Origin of the sequence: Methylomonas sp. TEB (assembly GCF_047777895.1) — a bacterium.
Taxonomy (GTDB): Bacteria; Pseudomonadota; Gammaproteobacteria; order Methylococcales; family Methylomonadaceae; genus Methylomonas.
Genome location: NZ_CP180476.1, coordinates 212,186 through 229,215 on the forward strand (window position 1 = coordinate 212,186; position 17,030 = coordinate 229,215).

14 protein-coding genes are annotated in these 17,030 nt (G+C 54.4%); 3 read left to right on the top strand and 11 right to left on the bottom strand.

What is annotated here, in order from left to right; translation table 11 throughout:
• Positions 1-15: 15 nt before the first annotated feature.
• Positions 16-1,197 (top strand): lytic murein transglycosylase B, encoded by a 1,182-nt coding sequence (gene mltB / locus ACMXD4_RS00955; protein WP_033158297.1) that lies wholly within the window; start codon positions 16-18, stop codon positions 1,195-1,197.
• A 500-nt stretch (positions 1,198-1,697) separates the two neighbouring features.
• Here the strand turns inward: mltB and ACMXD4_RS00960 are convergent, their stop codons facing one another.
• The 8 genes from ACMXD4_RS00960 to ACMXD4_RS00995 all read right to left on the bottom strand — a co-directional run bounded on the left by ACMXD4_RS00960 (position 1,698) and on the right by ACMXD4_RS00995 (position 12,916).
• On the bottom strand, positions 1,698-2,252 hold the full coding sequence (locus tag ACMXD4_RS00960; protein WP_129871319.1) for a hypothetical protein: 555 nt from the start codon (positions 2,250-2,252) through the stop codon (positions 1,698-1,700).
• A gap of 215 nt (positions 2,253-2,467) precedes the next feature.
• A complete protein-coding gene (locus tag ACMXD4_RS00965; RefSeq protein WP_033158295.1) occupies positions 2,468-3,004 on the bottom strand; it encodes an REP-associated tyrosine transposase in 537 nt (178 codons plus the stop codon).
• 118 nt (positions 3,005-3,122) lie between these two features.
• Positions 3,123-4,511 carry an IS4 family transposase gene (locus tag ACMXD4_RS00970; RefSeq protein WP_415878602.1) on the bottom strand — a complete coding sequence of 463 codons (1,389 nt, stop codon included), beginning with the start codon at positions 4,509-4,511 and terminating at the stop codon, positions 3,123-3,125.
• A 100-nt stretch (positions 4,512-4,611) separates the two neighbouring features.
• The gene (locus ACMXD4_RS00975; RefSeq protein ID WP_415879594.1) at positions 4,612-5,022 is read right to left on the bottom strand and encodes a hypothetical protein; all 411 of its coding nucleotides are present in this window, start codon (positions 5,020-5,022) and stop codon (positions 4,612-4,614) included.
• Positions 5,000-5,896: an MBL fold metallo-hydrolase gene (locus ACMXD4_RS00980; RefSeq protein ID WP_171696914.1), complete on the bottom strand. Its 897-nt coding sequence runs from the start codon at positions 5,894-5,896 to the stop codon at positions 5,000-5,002. Before ACMXD4_RS00980 ends, ACMXD4_RS00975 begins: the two co-directional genes overlap by 23 nt.
• 22 nt (positions 5,897-5,918) lie before the next feature.
• Positions 5,919-8,705, bottom strand: a complete 2,787-nt coding sequence (gene polA, locus ACMXD4_RS00985; RefSeq protein ID WP_171696913.1) for a DNA polymerase I — start codon at positions 8,703-8,705, stop codon at positions 5,919-5,921.
• 324 nt (positions 8,706-9,029) lie between these two features.
• Positions 9,030-10,256 (bottom strand): PepSY-associated TM helix domain-containing protein, encoded by a 1,227-nt coding sequence (locus tag ACMXD4_RS00990; RefSeq protein WP_171696912.1) that lies wholly within the window; start codon positions 10,254-10,256, stop codon positions 9,030-9,032.
• Positions 10,257-10,399: 143 nt separating this feature from the next.
• A complete protein-coding gene (locus ACMXD4_RS00995) occupies positions 10,400-12,916 on the bottom strand; it encodes a TonB-dependent siderophore receptor (protein WP_171696911.1) in 2,517 nt (838 codons plus the stop codon).
• Positions 12,917-13,116: 200 nt separating this feature from the next.
• Here ACMXD4_RS00995 and ACMXD4_RS01000 point away from each other — a divergent pair, with 200 nt between their 5' ends.
• The gene (locus ACMXD4_RS01000; protein ID WP_171696910.1) at positions 13,117-13,356 is read left to right on the top strand and encodes a CopG family ribbon-helix-helix protein; all 240 of its coding nucleotides are present in this window, start codon (positions 13,117-13,119) and stop codon (positions 13,354-13,356) included.
• Positions 13,353-13,637, top strand: coding sequence for a type II toxin-antitoxin system RelE/ParE family toxin (locus tag ACMXD4_RS01005; RefSeq protein WP_171696909.1), 285 nt, complete (start codon positions 13,353-13,355; stop codon positions 13,635-13,637). Before ACMXD4_RS01000 ends, ACMXD4_RS01005 begins: the two co-directional genes overlap by 4 nt.
• Before the next feature lie 2 nt (positions 13,638-13,639).
• Here ACMXD4_RS01005 and ACMXD4_RS01010 read toward each other — a convergent pair whose 3' ends face one another.
• The 3 genes from ACMXD4_RS01010 to ACMXD4_RS01020 form a co-directional block, all read right to left on the bottom strand.
• Positions 13,640-14,605 (bottom strand): FecR family protein, encoded by a 966-nt coding sequence (locus ACMXD4_RS01010; RefSeq protein WP_415880810.1) that lies wholly within the window; start codon positions 14,603-14,605, stop codon positions 13,640-13,642.
• A gap of 140 nt (positions 14,606-14,745) precedes the next feature.
• Positions 14,746-15,261, bottom strand: a complete 516-nt coding sequence (locus tag ACMXD4_RS01015) for an RNA polymerase sigma factor (protein WP_171696908.1) — start codon at positions 15,259-15,261, stop codon at positions 14,746-14,748.
• A gap of 161 nt (positions 15,262-15,422) precedes the next feature.
• Positions 15,423-16,673 (bottom strand): dicarboxylate/amino acid:cation symporter, encoded by a 1,251-nt coding sequence (locus tag ACMXD4_RS01020; RefSeq protein WP_415879595.1) that lies wholly within the window; start codon positions 16,671-16,673, stop codon positions 15,423-15,425.
• Between the last annotated feature and the right edge of the window lie 357 nt (positions 16,674-17,030).

The window sequence follows — 17,030 nt, forward strand, 5'->3', positions numbered from 1 at the left end:
CTGGATATAACTCGCTTGTATACATTTAGTACTAGTAAAGTCTCGCTACAAAACGCCGGTTCGGCACTGTTAATAACACTTTTGGCGGGCTGCGCCTCGCAGCCGCCCGCCGGCGATAAAGCCAATACTCGCGTCCGCACACCCACCCAACAAACCGCGCCCAACCAGTCGCGCCAAGCCACGCCGGACTTACGGCCGTTCGCCAGCGTCGGCGGCTATCACGCTACAGCCGTCACCGGTGATTACGCCGGCTATCCGGCTTTGAACCAGTTCATCGAACAGATGGTGCAAAAGCACGGCTTTAACCGCGAATATCTGCAAGGCCTGTTCTCGCAAGCCAAACGCAAGCAATGGACGTTGGATTATCTGGCCAAATCCGATCAGGGCATGAAAGGTAAAACCAGCAAAGGCGGCTGGACCCGCTACCGCGCGCAATTTCTGGACGACCGGCATATCAACGCCGGCATCAGCTTCTGGCAACAGCATCATGCAACGCTGCAACGCGCCAGCCAGCAATACGGCGTGCCGGCCGAATACATCCTGGGCATCATGGCCGTGGAAACCACTTTCGGCAGCTTCGTCGGCAACCATAGAATCATCGACGCGCTAACGACCTTGGGCTTTGACTACCAGCGGCGTGGCGAATATTTCCGCAGCGAACTGGAAAATTTTCTGGTGATGAGCCGTAGCGAGGGCCTGGACCCCGGCAAACCGGTCGGCTCCTTCGCCGGCGCAATGGGCCTGGGCCAATTCATGCCCGGCAGTTTTTTGCAATGGGCGGTGGACTTTAACGGCGACGGCCGCCGCGACCTGTGGAATCCGGAGGACGTGATCGGCAGCGTGGCCAATTATTTTGCTCAGCACGGCTGGCAAGCCGGTCAACCCATCGTCTCGGCCACACGCGGCAGCTTCCATGGCATCGACAGCCTGGAACCCGGCGCGGACCATGCTTATTCTTTGGATACCTTGGTTAAAGCAGGTGTGGAACCGGCTGACACATGTGCTTGCGATTATCCGTTGCGGCTGTTGTTGCTCAGGCATCAAAGCAAAGACGAATACTTGCTGGGACATCCTAACTTTTATGCGATTACCCGCTACAACCAGAGCACGCACTATGCGATGGCGGTGCATGAGTTGGCGTTGGCGATTAAGAGGGGGTATCAGAGGGTGGCTGTTAATCGGTCTGATGCTGGGTAGGATTTTTGTGTCGCTGGCGCGACGGCTTGATTTAATGTCGGTTCTTGGACCGACAACCGAGATACTTTTCTTTGCTTGTCCAAAGAAAAGTATCCAAAAGAAAAGACACCCGGATGCCGCTTTGATCCTCCGCTCCTCGCTTTTGAACGGGGTTGCCGAAAGGGGCTTCCTGCCCCTTCGGCAACGCGATGCATCCCTGCATCGCCCCTGCGGGCTATTCCGCTCAAAAGCTCCGGTGCTCGGCGCGGCATACGGGAACAAAACCATCCCGATTTCACGATACCCCGTAGGTACGATTAGCGGAGCGTAATCGTACGCAAGACTCACATCCCCCCGATTACGCTTCGCTAATCGGGGCTACGATGCTATAGATAAGTGTCAATCCTTTAGTCTCCATCGGGTAAAACCAGCTGGATTTAATGAGTTGGCCTTTTTGGTCATCGGTTACCGTTGTCATAGTTTTCCGCTGTTTGTATGTAAGTTAAAATTTAAAGTAAGCTTCATGGTTCCATGTATTTTCTAAGGCCCTGTAAATCATCGGGTATATTGGATACATTGGTGCCACATTCATCTTGATTGTTTTCACCGCAAAGCAATTGTTTTAGATTGCTATATTTACTCATTTTTTTTTCAAAAAATTGAAAAAAAATAGAGTCTTGAATAGTAATATTAATGAATTTATCTTTATAGGCGATAAAAACACGCCAAGGTACACTTACACTTTCCTTTGCCCGCTCAAGCTTTTTTGAGGCATCAAATGGAAGCGATAAAAATACATCCACCAGTTCATTCAACTGCTCTGCTGTCATCTGTGCATAGCGGTCTTCGGATTCACTACCAAAATCAGTTTTGTTGCGGTGAAAATGGACTTTGCCATCGGGATATATTTTGATAACGGAAGTAGGAACGCCGCCCCAGGTATGCGTCAACTCGAAAACAGGCTCGGGATTAGTTTCTGCCAAGCTGTTTTGGCATGACAATAAGGTGAAACAGAAGGCTGCAAGGCGCAATAACCAACAGGCATTGCGCTGTATTTTCAAACTATTCAAAATCATATAAAACTCCATCAATTACCGTTATCACGCGCAATAGGGGCCAGGTCTTGCATTAACGCATTATTATTTTTCATGCGGATAATCTCCAGGTTTTATCATTTGCCGCATTGCCAACGGCGGAGGCGTTGACTCCTGTCCATCCGTTGAGCCGATCAACGGTATTATCTCGTTCCCACGCGCCGCGTGGGAATGCAAACCAGCCGCGCTGCGGTCAGCTAAAACCAATCCCGATAAACCGGCAACAATCCATCCTGCCCCGCATAATTCCGGGCACTCGAATACCGCCAATGCTCCGGTAAATCGACATAGCCGCGTTTGACCGGATTCAGGTGGATATAGTCTAATTTCTGCCGCAAGACGTCGGGGTTGTCGATCAACTGCGGATGACTACCTTCTTCCCACAACTGATAATCCCGGTCGGTTTTATGAGCCTTGCGAAACCAGTTCAATTGCTTCAATAAGCGCTCGGCGTTAATGGCTTGCAAATAATCGATCAGCTGGCGCGCGGTGTATAATTTGAAGTGGGCCAATTGATGGGATAAATCGTCAACTTGTACCAGCAAATGCAAGTGATTTTCCAAAATGACGTAGCCGTAAATTCGCCAATTGTGCTGCTGTTGACGGTAAATCAAGGCGTCCAGCACGATTTGCACGGTAGCCGGGCGCGTGAATAACGGTATCCAGTTAAGTACGGTACAGGTTATGAAATGCGGCTGCTGGGATTGGAGAATGCGGTAACGACTGCGGCCCATGGGTTTGACCTCGTTTGCTTGCTTTGTCGTATGTTACCGCTGGCGCGGATAGTCTGCGTTCCCACGCGGCGCGCTTAGCGTTATACACAAGTGCCGTCCCACGCGCTAGCGCTCATCGTTATACACATCTCATTGCGAGATCCTGTTGAGCATTGAGGGCGATGACAAAATCGCGCAAGCGCTGTAAGCCGATCCACATGGCCTTGGCACCCGGTGGACCATCGTGTTTGCGGGCAAAATAACCGCCTAAGCTTGCAATCAGTCGGATTACCTCACCGAGGCGCGGTGGCGTGAGCGGTGGTGGACAGCGCTTGACGACGATATAAGCCGCTCGCCACTCCTGCGGATCGAAAATAATCTCGCAATCCATGTCCGGCGCTGCGCGCGCGAGCATCAGGCTGAATAACACCCGCCAGGCAATAACCATATAGAGCGCCAAACAAGGTAGTAGCCGTTCTTCCGATTCCAGATGTAGCCGCTTGATCTGGCAACCGCTCTTCAATACATGGAAGTACACTTCGATACACCAGCGCACGCCATACCACGCCACCACCGTAGTCGCTTGCTCGAAACTCGCCACAGGCAAACTGGTCAGCAGGAGCCATTCCAAGGGTTCCTTGCCGGCTGGCGGCGTCTCTTCGCGCGCCAGCACCGCGTTGATGCTCAATGCCGGCAGTCGATACCCAATACGCGTTGGCGGCTTGAGGGGCACCGTGGCGGCGCGTACCGTGATATGCGCCAGTCGCGCTGCACGGTTCGGCCGCGACTTGACATTAACCTCGGTATAACCCATGACCGGCGCTTGATCCAGGGCCGACCATAGCCATTTCGCCGCATTTTCCGGCTCGACCAGAAGGTCTCGGTTCTGCGTCGCCCGAACAATCCATTCAGCGCGAGCAGTCGGCGCATAGTCTTGGTATTCGACAAACCATTCGTAAATGTCGCCCTCGCGGTCGGCGAGATTGACCAATAAACTGTCCGGCATTTGCGCCTGTAAGGCACAGCTATCCTGATAGCTTTCGAGCCAGTGCCGACTTTCTTTTTCGTCCACGCCTTTGTGCCGCCGCGCTTGTCGCGGGCTGGCGCCGTCACGCGCCCAATACGCTGCCTTGACGACACCCAAGCAAATCCGCGACGGCGTAAAGGCGATGGTCGGATGTAGTCGGCGCGCATGTTTCGCTATCTCTTTCAAAGTACCGAGACCTTTTGGCCCCAAACAAATGTTTTCGTCGTACTCCGTCGTGTCCTGCGCCAGCAATACGACCGGGCTGCTCTTCATCCGTTCGACCGTGGCATCTCGATGCGGCGCCAGTATCTTTTTGAAAGTCGCCTTATCATTGTCGAAAAACCGGTAAGCGCCCATCGTCTCCTTCCAGCCGCCACAGGCCGCCGGGATGCTGAGCTGGGGATGTTCGCCTAATCGCTCCAGTAACAGTGCCAATCGTTTATTCAGGCGCCGATCTTCCAAATCAGCGGTTTGTACTTCTTCTTCGGCCCAATTGCTCATCGCTGTTCTCCATCATCTATATGCCTCATGCCTCCTGGTAGTTTAGTCGTTGGGAGACTTGTGTATAACGATGAGCGCGGCGCGTGGGAACGAGGAAATACTAAATAACATCCAAAGCGAGGTACGGTTTTCTCCCGTATACCGCGCCGAGCACCGCAGCTTTTGAACGGAGCAGCCCGTAGGGGCGATGCATGGATGCATCGCGTTGCCGAAGGGGCAGGAAGCCTCTTTCGGCGACCCCGTTCAAAAGCGAGGAGCACAGGGAATAAGCGGCATCCGGGTGGCCTTTTCTTTGGATACTTTCTTTTGGCGAAGCACAAATTCGCCGGGAGCGAATTTGAACAGCCGTCAGGCTGGCCCGAAGGGCAAAAACCAGGGATGGTTTTCGTAGCGAAAGTATCTCGGCTGTCGGGCCGAGCCCCGACTTACAAATAACCCGTCGCGCCAGCGACACAAAAAAACCAAACTCCAGCAAAATCAGACCTAACTTATTCGGACTGACCAGAGTCATCCAACAACTCAAACTCCTCCCCCTCCCGAGCCAAACAAACCGAAACCTCACCAGTCTGCAAAAGCGATGCAAAAATCGCCTCCAAATCTGCATCACTCCGCGTCGGCTCGTGGTGCGTCAAAAATAAGCGTTTAGCGCCCGCCTGGGCCGCGAAATTCATCGCCGAACGATAAGTACCGTGGCCCCAGCCATGCCGGTTGGCGTATTCGGCGTCGGTGTAGGAGCTGTCCATAATCAACGCATCGACACCTGCCATCGCCGCAATCACCTCTTCGTGCTTTTGTTCTATTAATTCCTGCATGGCCGGGTAGCCGGGATGATCGGGCTGATAAGGATTAAGCTGCGGCTCGTAATCGCCGGTGAAAAACAAGGAGCTGCCGTCAGCGTCATCCAGACGATAACCAAAGTTGTAAACCGGATGATTCAGTACCGTTGGCGTCACCCGTACGCTACCCACGGTAATCGGCGCGCCGGCTTTCAGTGTGAAATAACGCACCTCGGCCTTTAACTGCGCTTCGCTGATCGGGAAGTAACTGTGCTGCAACTGCACATGCATCGCCCGCTCGATGCCTTGATGCGTCAAAGGTTCCAGGCCGCCGTAGATGTTGATGATATTGCCGGCTTTGAACATCGGCAGGAAAAACGGCAAACCCTGGATGTGATCCCAATGGGTATGGGTAATCAGGATATGCGCTGTCAACGCTTGTTGGGGCAAGCTTTGCGCCAGTGCGTGGATGCCGGTGCCTGCATCCAGAATGATTAAATCGCCGGCACTGCTGGTGACTTCGATACAGGTGGTGTTACCGCCGTATTTAACCGTGCTTGGCCCCGGCGTGGCAATCGAGCCGCGCACTCCCCAGAACTTGAATTTCATGGCCCGACAGCCTCAGTAATGCTCAATGCGCTTCGTCCCAATTCTCGCCGCTACCCACTTCCACCAGCAAGGGTACATGCAGCTCGGCGGCGCCGGACATGATGCCGCGGATGGTTTCCATATGTTCGGTCAAGCGCACTTCGGCTACTTCGAACACCAATTCGTCGTGTACCTGCATGATCATTTTTACGTCCGGATTGTCTGCACCTATCCAGGCGTCGCAAGCCAGCATCGCCCGCTTGATGATGTCGGCGGCTGTACCTTGCATTGGCGCGTTGATCGCGGTGCGCTCGGCGTACTGGCGCATCGCGGCGTTGCGCGAGTTGATCTCCGGCAAATACAGGCGGCGGCCGAAAATGGTTTCGACATAGCCTTGCTGCTTGGCCAGTTCCCGGGTGTTGTCCATATATTGCTTCACGCCGGGATAACGGCTGAAGTACAGATCGATATACGCCTGGGCTTGGTTGCGCGGCAAGCCCAATTGCTGAGCCAGTCCAAACGCCGACATGCCGTAAATCAAACCAAAATTGATGGCCTTGGCCGAACGGCGCAAATCGTGAGTCACCTGATCCAGTTCCACTTCGAATACTTCCGCCGCCGTCGCGCGATGCACGTCCACACCTTGCGAAAACGCCGCCAGCAGGCCGGCATCGCCGGATAGATGGGCCATGATGCGCAGTTCGATCTGCGAATAGTCGGCGGCGACAATTTTATAGCCGGGCGGGGCGATAAAAGCCTGCCGAATTTTGCGACCTTCCTCGCTACGAATCGGGATGTTTTGCAGATTGGGGTCGGACGAGGACAAACGGCCGGTCGCGGCCACCGCTTGATGATAGGAGGTATGCACCCGGCCGGTGCGATCATTGATCTGCTGCGGCAATTTGTCGGTATACGTGGATTTCAGCTTGCTCATGCTGCGAAAATCCAAAATCAACCGGGGCAAAGCATAATCCACCGCCAGTTCCTGCAATACCGATTCGTCGGTGGAAGGCTGACCTTTCGGGGTTTTCTTTAACACCGGCAAGTTCAAGCGGTCGTACAATATTTCTTGAATCTGCTTGGGCGAACCCAGGTTGAACGCCGAGCCGGCCAGGTCGTGAGCTTGCTGTTCGATGCCTATCATCCGGTTCGCCAACTCCAGACTTTGCTGGGCCAGCATTGCACTGTCGATCAACACGCCGTTTTCCTCGATGCGCGCCAACACGCCGATCAGCGGCACTTCGATTTCGTTATACAACTCCCACAAACGAGGGTGTTGTTGCAATTGCGCGGACAGGGTTTGATGCAGGCGCAAGGTGATGTCGGCATCCTCGGCGGCATATTCGCTGGCTTGCTCGATAGCCACTTCGGCGAAGCCGATCTGCTTGGCGCCCTTGCCGGCCACGTCTTCGAAATGAATGGTATCCACCCCCAGGTAATGCTTGGCCAGATCATCCATATTGTGTTTGGTCGCGGTGCTGTTCAGCACATACGATTCCAGCATGGTGTCGTGTTGGATGCCGCGCAACGCGATGCCGTGATTGACCAACACATGGCTGTCGTATTTCAGGTTTTGGCCCAGCTTGGCTTTTTTTGGGTCTTCCAGCAAGGGCTTTAAGGCATCCAATACACTTTGCCGGTCAAGTTGGGCCGGTACGCCGGGATAATCGTGCGCCACCGGCAGATACGCCGCTTGACCGGCTTCCACTGCAAACGACACGCCGACGATTTGCGCGTCGCTGTAATTTAAACTGGTGGTTTCGGTGTCGAAGGCAAATAGATCGGCATTTTGCAGCTTGTTCAGCCAAGTATTGAAATCGGCTTGGGTCAGGATGGTTTGGTAATCCCTAGCTAACGCAGCCGTCGGCTCCTTCTCTCCAGCGTGAGAGAGCTGGACTGAGGATTCCGAAGAGTCGTTTTTTGCTTGCCCCCTCACCCCTCCCTCTCCCGCTGGAGAGGGGGTTGAACCGTCGCCATTCAAAGTCTTTAGCCAACTGCTAAACCCCAAATGCCCCAATTGATTTTTCAGGGCAGCCATGTCCGGCTCCTTGCGTTTCAAATCGTCCAGACTGTAATGCAAAGCCACGTCGCATTTAATCGTCGTCAACTCACGCGACAGCGGTAATTGGCCCAAGGCCTCGCGTAAGTTATCGCCGATCTTGCCCTTGATCTCGTCGGCGCGGGCGATCAGATTGTCCAGCGTGCCGTATTCCTGCAACCATTTGGCGGCGGTTTTCGGACCGACTTTCGGCACGCCGGGGATGTTATCCACCGCATCGCCCATCAGCGCCAGATAATCAATGATTTGCTCCGGCTTGACGCCGAATTTGTCCTGCACACCCTGAATATCCATGCGGGTGTTGGTCATGGTGTTTTCCAGCGTGATTTGCTCGTTGACCAGCTGCGCCATGTCCTTGTCGCCGGTGGAAATGATCACTTCAAAGCCTTGGCGCGCCGCGTTTTGCGCCAGACTGCCGAGCACGTCGTCGGCTTCCACGCCGTGTTCGATAATCAGCGGTAAACCCAAGGATCGGATCAAATCGTGCAAGGGCGCAATTTGCACCCGCAAGTCGTCCGGCATTGGTGGCCGATGCGCTTTGTATTGATCGTACAAATCATGTCTGAAAGTCTTGCCTGGCGCGTCGAACACCACGGTAATATAGGGCGTGTTGTAGTCATTGATCAGCTTGCGCAACATGTTGGAGACGCCGTAAACAGCGTTGGTCGGCTCACCCTGAGCATTGGTCAACGGTGGTACGGCGTGAAAGGCGCGAAACAGAAACGACGAGCCGTCGACCAGGATCAATTTGTTGGGAGCGGAATCGGACATGTAAAGTCAACAAGCAAGAATTAGGGTTCCCGCAACGATACAGGGCCACGCTGATGGCTGCAAGTGCGTTATTACCAGTTGGCGCCGGGACGCTTGACTGCCAGGCCGGCTATCGACTATGTTGCATCACACCGTTTGAAAACTGCTTTCCTCGTGAGTTCAGCCATGGCATTACCGCACTCCCAGCGCAGCATTAGCCCGGAAGAATATCTTCGGGGATAACTACAGCCCACAATCAAACATCAATTAATCGATGGTGAGGCTTATGGGATGGCGGACGCCAGCGAAAACCATAATTTACTCGCTGGCATCAGCCTCTTAAGCTTAATCCTGCAACACCGTTTTTTGCAGTCTGGCCCGGCGTTTTTTCAGCCAGATGACTACTCCGGTTACTGATAGCATCACAATCACCAGCCCCAGCAGACACACAAAAATCCGGTAAGGCATGCCGAACACGTTGGCCATGTGCAAGGCCCCCAACCAATTGGTCACTGTGTTGCCGGCATATTGGCCGCGGGGCAGTAACAGCAATTTTTCAGCACCGGTGGTTGCGTCGATTACCAAACGGGTAGTGCCGTGCTTGTCCTGTATATCCAGGCTAGTGCGCACCTGATAAACATAAAACCCTTTGGCCGGGTTATAGCGAAAGCCTGACGGTGACTGAATCACAAATCCTTGCTCACGCGCCGCTTGGCCCATCTGCTCGACGGCTATCCGGTAAGCGTCAGACCAGGCAATTGCTGGCTGCTCCAAGGGTTTGTCCAGATCAGGAAAATCGATCCAGGGTTCGTGATAATCGGTGAATACCGCCCGGGTGACCGGCGCGTAAACAGTATCTGCCAGATTCATATAAACGCTGGACCAGGCGAACACCAACAGCATGGCCCACACCCATAAACCACCGGCCCGATGCAAATCAAAGTTTATGCGGAAGCGGGAACCGCGCGCTTTGATTTTCCAGGCCGGCGCCCAGCGTTGCCAAAACGAACGCGGCTTTCCGTGGGCAGCCGGCGAGGTGTGTCGTTTTGCAACGGGCAGCGTCAGATAAAACCCCACGAAGCAATCCAAGGTCCACACCAGCGCGGTAACGCCCAAAATCCAGCCGCCGATTTCATCCAACGCCAGCGCATAATGCAACTTGTAAACAAAGGGCATCAGGTTGATCCAGCCTTCGGAAATCGCTCCCCAAGTGCGGCGGCCCAGTTCTTCGCCGGTATAGGGATTAAGGATCAACTGGGTGAAGCCGAGTTCATAAGGTTTACCGTTAGCAGGATTGCTAAGGGGCTCCAGGTCAACATTCGCGGCATCGTGCTCCAGCCATATTGCCACGACGCTAGCTTGCGGCACCAACTGTTCGGCCTTGGCTTTCAGCAACGGCGGACTCAAGCGCGGCGAAGCGGATGCCGGAGCGAATAACTGCGGACTGATCAGCTGTTCCAATTCGCTGTAAAACGCCAATAGACTGCCGGTCAAACCGACGATGATCAAAAACACCGTCATCGCCAGCCCGGCGTAACGATGCACAACTACCCAAAAGGGGCGGATTTTCATAGCGGCTCCAGGATTTCCATTTCAAGCCGGCAAAGTGCCGGCCATCAGCGGATAAGACGTATCAGACAGTGAAATTCCCACCGGGCTAGCCTAAAAATTTTTGGATCGGGGTTGGAAGCCCCGAGCCGCTATGGCGTGCGGCATCAAAACTCCACCCGCACCGAACCCAGAAACGTCAACGGTTCGCCGGGGCGAATATTCAGCCGATTGCTGGAATGGTCGTAATAGGTTTTGTCGAGTAAGTTGTAGACATTGAGTTGCGGGGTGATTTTGGTGCCACCGTGTTTGAAACTGTAACTAATGCTGGCATCCCAACGCGCATAGCCAGGCAATTGGAAGCTGTTGGCGTTATCGCCCTGCCGCTGGCCGCGGACATAAACGCCGGTACCGAAGTTCAAGCCCCGCAAAAGGCCGTTGTCTATGCCATATTTGGCCCACAGACTGCCAGAATGGCGCGGTGCCGTGGGCAGTTGGTGGCCGGTGTTGCCCGAGTTCGTGGCAATGGCGTTGCCGTCAGCATCATAGGTCGCCGCCGAATCCTTGGTGATTTTGGTATCGGTATAGGCATAAGTGCCGATCAAACTCAGGTTCTCGGTAACCCGGCCGGTTATGTCGAGCTCCACGCCACGGCTACGGGCTTCGCCCACCGCTACGCTAAACAAGGGGTTGTTGGGATCGGTGGCCAGCGTGTTTTGTTTGGTCAGATGATAATAGGCCAGTGTGGAACTCAGGCGGCCATCGAAAAATTCGGTTTTAATACCGCCCTCGAATTGGGTCGCGGTCTGCGGTCCGAACGGTTGGCCGGAGGCGGAGCGCCCGCCATTATTACTGCCTATGGACTCCACGTAATTACCGTATAGCGACAGCCATTGCCAAGGCTGATAGAGAATGCCGACCCGAGGGCTGAAAAATTCGCTACGGGTATTTTTCATCGAGATTGCGGCATGCGAATTCGACGATTCGCCGCTACCATTTTCCGCCCAGTCGTGGCGGCCGCCGCCCAGAATATGCAGTTTGTCCCACAAGGTGATCTGATCCTGAAAATAGACGCCGTACCAGTTATCTTGGGATTTATAGTAAAAGTTTTTCGCGCCGGCCAACGCCGATAGATCGACGCCGTACGCCGGGTTGTTGATATTGATATCCAGGTCCGAATAAGCATCGGCATAGCCCGAAAATCCGCCGCCGTCCTGACTGTTAAAGCGATTTAAATCGAAGCCGACCAATACATCGTGGTGGGCAAATCCGGTATCGAACTTGCCGGTCAAATCCAGATTGGTGCTGTAGGTCATCCGGTGGATGGGTGTATGCCACAGGCCGCGAGAAAGCGTTTGATTGTCATCCGCCAGGCTATCCGCCCAGAGTATCGATTGATGATATTGCGCGTCGATGTATTGGAAGCGGTTTTTCAGCTTCCAGTCTTGGTTGAACTGATACGACCAATCGAAACCCAACAACACCTTATCCTGAGTATTCGGGTTTTGGCGATTGAACACTGCATCGCCCAGATAGCGATTAATCGGGAGATTGGCCGGACGGTTGCCGATAGCCGGAATGCCGCTATCGCTACCGTCTTCCACCCAGGTATCGTGCTGATATTCGATGTCGAGATTGGTTTCGAAACGGTCGTTGGGACGCCAGGTTAGCGAAGGCGCGACAAACACATGCTCCTGATGCGCGAAATCCCGAAAGGTATCGTTGTCTTTGTATGCGATATTCATCCGGTACAACAGCGATTTATCCGCCAATAGCGGTCCCGTCGCATCGACCGTGGTGCGGAAGAGGTCGTAAGAGCCGAACTGCTGTTGAACGGAATAATAAGGGGTGTCGAGCGGACGCTTGGTCGCCAGGTTGACCAAACCGCCGGGTTCGATGCGGCCGAATAAGATCGATGCCGGCCCTTTCAGGACCTCCACCCGATCCAGATTGGCGGTTTCCAGGTTGGTGATATAAGGTTGGCGCAGACCGTTACGATAGGTGCTTTGCCCGGCATCGAAGCCTCGGATCGTGGCGTTGTCGTAAAAACTATAGCCCCCCGATTGCACGCCGCTGACGTTTTTTAAGGCATCGCCGACCGAAATCGCTTGTTGATCGTCCAGCACCGCGCGCGGAATCACTTGGATCGACATCGGCGTTTCCATGATGGGGGTATCGGTTTTGGTCGCGGTACTGGCGATGGGCCGATTGTAGTCGCGGCTATAAGGGTCCGTGAGGTCATACGCAGCCTTACCGGCCACCGTCACCGTCGGCAAGGTATTGGCGCCAGATTGCGGCTCGGGTGCGGCGATTTTTTCCAAAGTCACCGTGCCGTTGCGGCTGGATTGCACCGCCACACCGGTGCCCGCCAGCAATTTTCGTAAAGCCTGCTCCGGCGCATATTGGCCGGATACGCCAGGAGAAATAGCGCCGGCGGTCAATTTGCCGTCGGCCACCACTTGAATGCCGGATTTCAGCGAAAACTCCACCAAGGCCTTGTCCAGGGTTTGGGAGCGAATCCGGTAGTCGGCCGTTTGTTCGGCCAGGGCTGTCGAGGCCGGTTCTACACCGTGCGCGGCATGGAATGCCGCCAGCGAAAGTAGCAACAGGCCGCCGGGCAGCCGCGCAGGTGTTTCGGACTTGCGCCGTGGCAAGCGGGTGGCGATAGGTGTTTGATCAGGCATTTACATCTCCGCAAGATAAATCGTCATCAGGGTTGCTGGGCGATTCGGCCCATTAACCAGCAAGGACGATGGCTTAGCGCATATCCCTAGGCAAAATTAAAAATATTTCACCTCTACGCCACGCTGTGTTTATTGTGTTAAGAAACGCGAGTCATTAAACTGTTATTCACGATGTTTTTCGAACAACGGAAGAAGCCGCCATGCCTGTTACCTTACAAATAAATCCCGAACTAAAAGCCCAATTGAGCGCGCTTGCCAAGCAAACTCATCGAGATGAAACGGAGCTAGCGAATCAAGCCATCGGCAATTTCATTGCGTGGGAAAATGGCATGCTGGATAAAATCAAGGAAGGGCTTGCTCAAGCTGACCGTGGAGATTTCGTTGACGACGCGGAAATGGCCGCGTTTTTTGAACAACATTCGTTGCCATCAATGAAATGAGACTCCGCTATACCCGGCGAGCCAAGACCGATTTGAGCGAGATATACGACTTTGTGGCTCAAGACAACCGCAATGCTGCAACACGAATTATTACCAAAATTCACGACACGCTGAATAGCTTACTCGCAAATCCTTTCATGGGCCGTCCGGGCCGTATCGACGGCACCCGAGAACTGATCATTACGCATTTTCCGTTCATTGTTGTTTACCGTGTACAGGATAAGGACATTCATGTGCTTGCCATTATTCATACGGCCGGACTTTGGCCGGACACGCTCTAACTTTACCCCAGCAACACCCAATAATCGGCAATACGCCGGGCTCGAATGCCGAAGGTTTGCTCCAGCGCGGATACCGCATCGCCCAACTTGTCGATATTAAACACCGCCGTGATCGGCCGATTCTCCAATTGCGGGTCTGTGACGATCAAACGGCCGGGGCGATATCGATTGATTTGCGCCACCACCTCGGCCAGCGGCGCTTGCACGAATACCATTTGCCCTTGGCGCCAGGCCAATTCGCGCGGTATGTCGGCCGTGTGCTTGGCGGAGAGCCGGGCCCCTCTATAATGCGCCGACTCGCCCGGTGTCAAGGCTGTGATCTGTTCGGGATGGCTTTCGGTGCTGGTTTCCACTCGGCCCTCGGCGACGGTGACGGCAACATTTTCCGAACGGCGGCCGACGCTGAACGCGGTGCCGGTGACTCGGGCGCGGGCGTCGCCGGCCACCACCCAAAACGGCCGTTGCGGCGCGCGCGCCACTTCGAAAAACGCTTCGCCGCGCAGCAGCGTAACCCGGCGTTCAGCGGCGGTCATTTCGATGCCGACCGCGCTGTCGGTATTCAGCAGCAGCCGGGAGCCGTCGGTCAACGTGACTAGGCGCTGTTCGCCGGTGGCGGTGTGATAATCGCTTTGTAGGTTTTGCAGAAGTGTCGATTGCGGGAGCACGGCGATCAAGACCGCGCAAGCGGCCAAGGCCGCTGCCATGCTAGCGGTTCGCCGGCGTCGAGGACGCTTGGCGGTCAAGGGTGCCGCGGTTTGCAGGCGAACGGCCTTGGCGGGGGCTTCCAAATCCGCGAACAACGCTTGCACAGTGTCCCAGGCCTCCGCATGCAAGGGGCTGGCGGTCAGCCACGCGGCAAACCGTTCTCGCTCGGCGCGGCCGGCATCGTCCGCGCGCAGCCGAAAAAACCAGGCATTGGCTTCGGTAAAGATGCGGTCGGAAGCGGAGGATGATTCGATTGGGTGAATGGCGGGACTCCGGGTAGTCGGCGGCTAAAAGTTCGGTTGAGCGCGATTGTAAAGCAAAGCCCGAGCCGCTTCGACCGGGTATATTTTCAGCATGGATACTTGAATGGGGCGCGGCTGCGTCGAGTGCTATTTAAACAGCGCTAAGTATTGGTCAAAAAACGCCGGCACAGCAGCAGCGCTTGGCGCAGATGATATTCGACGGTGCGTTCGGAAATATCCAGTCGCGCGGCGATCTGTTTGTAGCTCAGCTCGTCGGCACGGTATAACAGAAAAATTTCCCTGGTTCTGTCCGGCAAGCTGGTGATGGCTTGTTGCAATTGTTCTCCCAGATATTGCCTGGCGACGATGTCTTCCGTGTGCGGTTTCGAGTCGGCTATGTCGGTATCCAGCGGCACCATCTCGCGATGTTGCTGGCGTTTGATACCGCGCAGATGGTCTCGCGCCAGATTGGCGGCAATGGTAAACATGAACGCATTCAAATCCAGAATTTGCCGGGGCTCTTGTTTCAAAAACCGCAGATAGGTTTCCTGCGCCAGCTCCTCTGCCACTTCCCGCGAGCGGACCTGCCAATACAGATATTTTTGCAGTTGCGGGTGGCTGGCGTTAAAAAAATCGGCCAATTCCTGACTGGTGGCGGCGTTGTGTGGTTGAGTCATGCCAAATCGAATTCATGCGAGAATTCAATTTTCAGCAAGCTACATGCCATGGTGGCGGAATGCCCGAAATGTAAGGTGTTCCGGAAGGCGAGGCAATTTAAGTTGGGGCTAAAACCAAGGCATATGACTAATGCAGTGCGTGATATGACATAGTTATTTTGTTAGCGCCGCTGCTGTTCGGGTTGGTCGACCAAGGCTGCAATCACCAAATCGCCGCTAACATTTAAAGTCGTGCGGCACATATCCAGGAAGCGGTCCACGCCCAAAATCAAACCCATGCCCTCGGCTGGAATCCCGACCTGTTGGGTCAATATCATGATCAGCGGTAACGAGCCGCCGGGTACTCCGGCCGTGCCGATACCGGCCAATATCGACATCAACACCACTTGTACCTGCTGCGCCAGCGATAAATCGACACCATATACCTGTGCCAGAAACAGCACGGTAATGCCTTCGAACAAGGCTGTACCGTTCTGATTGGCGGTGGAGCCTATCGTCAACACAAAGCGCGCCACTTCCGGCCTAAGTTTTAAATCCTGTTCCGCCAGTTCCAGCGAGCGCGGCAAGGTGGCGTTAGAGGATGCGGTGGCAAAGGCGTAAAGATAGACATCCCGGCATTGTCGGAAAAAACTCAGCGGCTTGATGCGGGTAAAAAAGCGCAGCAGCATGCTGTAAACCACGGTTTGCTGGATCAGTAAACCGGTCACCACCACCAGCACGTAAAACCCCAGCGAAAACAAAATGTGATGCCCAAACTTGAACGTCGATTGAAACACCAGCGCAAACACCGCAATCGGCGCCAGTTTCATCGCGGTATCGACGATCAACAAGCAGGCGGCATAGGTTTCTTCCAATAAGCCAACCCAACGCGACGGCTTGTCGCCATTGGTCGCCGCCAGCGCCGCACCGAAGGCCAAGGAAAAGAACATCAACGACAACATCTCGCCTTCCAATGCTTGAGTAGCGCTGGCGAACGGGTTCTTGGGAATGATCTCCAACAAAGATTGAACCACCGGCTTGGCTTGGGCGACGTTTTGCTGGATTTTATTCACGCCGCTGCTATCGCCCAACATCTGCGAAATATCCAAACCAACGCCCGGTTGCGCCAGATTGACCAGCGAAATCCCCACCGCTACCGATGCCGAACTGGCCAACAGTGTAAAAAACAAAGTGCGCTGGGCGACCCGCGCCAATCCGTGATGATTGCTGAGTTGATACACACCCAACATCAAACCACTCATCACCATCGGCACCACGATCATGAAGATCAGCCGCAAGAAGATTTGGCCGATGGGTTCCATCAAGTAGCGGTTAAAGATTTGCAATGCCTCGCTGTTGGCAAAGCCGTGGCAGACCAGTCCGGCGCACGCGCCCAGCACTAAACTCAGCAGTAATCGGTGGTGGTTTTTCATGACGGAATTAGAACAGTTAGCGGGGATGCTTTGATCTTAGGGGTTTTGCGGATGCTTTGCTTGATTTCTCGCCATGATGGGTTTTGGGTCGGATGAAAATGCTCTGACAATCGATACCACCCCCGCAGTTATTCGGGTCTGCATTTAGCGAGGTAAATGGCGGTGATCATGGCACCTGAATGACGGGAAACAACATTAAACCAATAAAACTAACGGGAGAAGTACCAAGCAGTCAGATGGAGAATGGGGTCGGAAGGGGCGTAAATGGTGGCAAAAGTACCGCCGTAGCGAGTGTCGAGGTGAATTATTAACTGCTAATAATGTAATCTTGGCGGGGTGTCACGAGCAGCCCTAAAA

What these genes read in the sequence shown, in the direction of transcription:
- ACMXD4_RS00960 (WP_129871319.1), bottom strand. Translation starts at nt 2,252, where the DNA reads ATGATTTTGAATAGTTTGAAAATACAGCGCAATGCCTGTTGGTTATTG.
- ACMXD4_RS00965 (WP_033158295.1), bottom strand. Translation starts at nt 3,004, where the DNA reads ATGGGCCGCAGTCGTTACCGCATTCTCCAATCCCAGCAGCCGCATTTC.
- ACMXD4_RS00970 (WP_415878602.1), bottom strand. Translation starts at nt 4,511, where the DNA reads ATGAGCAATTGGGCCGAAGAAGAAGTACAAACCGCTGATTTGGAAGAT.
- ACMXD4_RS00975 (WP_415879594.1), bottom strand. Translation starts at nt 5,022, where the DNA reads ATGACTCTGGTCAGTCCGAATAAGTTAGGTCTGATTTTGCTGGAGTTT.
- ACMXD4_RS00980 (WP_171696914.1), bottom strand. Translation starts at nt 5,896, where the DNA reads ATGAAATTCAAGTTCTGGGGAGTGCGCGGCTCGATTGCCACGCCGGGG.
- polA (WP_171696913.1), bottom strand. Translation starts at nt 8,705, where the DNA reads ATGTCCGATTCCGCTCCCAACAAATTGATCCTGGTCGACGGCTCGTCG.
- ACMXD4_RS00990 (WP_171696912.1), bottom strand. Translation starts at nt 10,256, where the DNA reads ATGAAAATCCGCCCCTTTTGGGTAGTTGTGCATCGTTACGCCGGGCTG.
- ACMXD4_RS00995 (WP_171696911.1), bottom strand. Translation starts at nt 12,916, where the DNA reads ATGCCTGATCAAACACCTATCGCCACCCGCTTGCCACGGCGCAAGTCC.
- ACMXD4_RS01000 (WP_171696910.1), top strand. Translation starts at nt 13,117, where the DNA reads ATGCCTGTTACCTTACAAATAAATCCCGAACTAAAAGCCCAATTGAGC.
- ACMXD4_RS01005 (WP_171696909.1), top strand. Translation starts at nt 13,353, where the DNA reads ATGAGACTCCGCTATACCCGGCGAGCCAAGACCGATTTGAGCGAGATA.
- ACMXD4_RS01015 (WP_171696908.1), bottom strand. Translation starts at nt 15,261, where the DNA reads ATGACTCAACCACACAACGCCGCCACCAGTCAGGAATTGGCCGATTTT.
- ACMXD4_RS01020 (WP_415879595.1), bottom strand. Translation starts at nt 16,673, where the DNA reads ATGAAAAACCACCACCGATTACTGCTGAGTTTAGTGCTGGGCGCGTGC.